The organism is Megasphaera sp. AF13-6AC, from assembly GCF_027685385.1.
Taxonomy (GTDB): Bacteria; Bacillota; Negativicutes; order Veillonellales; family Megasphaeraceae; genus Megasphaera; species Megasphaera micronuciformis.
The window spans coordinates 1-576 of the sequence record NZ_JAQCUN010000338.1 but is presented as its reverse complement, the minus strand read 5'-3'; the positions used below and the strand labels follow the sequence as shown (position 1 = coordinate 576).

Genomic DNA, 576 nt, shown 5'->3' with positions numbered 1-576 from the left:
TCAGGTTCCGTGCCTTCGCTTCGTACCGAGGAAGCCACTCCTTTGGGAGCTTGCGGAACGGTTTGTTCTTCAACAAGCGTATTCCATTCGCCGCACTGCGGGCAGCGCCCCAACCATCGGGTTGAAACGCTGCCGCAATTGTTGCAGACGAAACGGGTCTTTATTTTCGCCATATCGACTCCTTATATCATCTGAAAATCAAGCTCTTTTCCGTCCTTACTGTCAATGCATACCTTCATTCCTTCTTTTAAAGTCCCTTCCAGCATGTATTCGGACAGCCTGTCTTCGACGAGCTTTTGCAAGGCACGCCGTAAAGGACGTGCCCCGTATGCAAAGTCGGTTCCTTCTCCGACAAGGACATCCGTCGCCTTTTCCGTCACGTCTACGAATATCCCCTTTTCTTTTACCTTATCTTCCAAAGTGTGAATCATGAGGCGAACAATATGACGTAAATCGTCTTTGGCTAACGGTTTGAAGATCAGAATTTCATCCAATCGGTTGAGAAACTCGGGTTTAAAGAACCTGCGAACATCCGTCATAATATCTTTCTTTACGCCTTCAAAGGCATGGAGCCTG

At 47.9% G+C, this 576-nt stretch carries 2 pseudogenes; both read right to left on the bottom strand.

The annotated features are described in order from the left end of the window. Positions 1-173: pseudogene (locus tag PGX78_RS09315) on the bottom strand (DNA repair protein RadA); the annotation flags it as partial. A gap of 9 nt (positions 174-182) precedes the next feature. Then, positions 183-576: pseudogene (locus PGX78_RS09310) on the bottom strand (ATP-dependent Clp protease ATP-binding subunit ClpC); the annotation flags it as partial.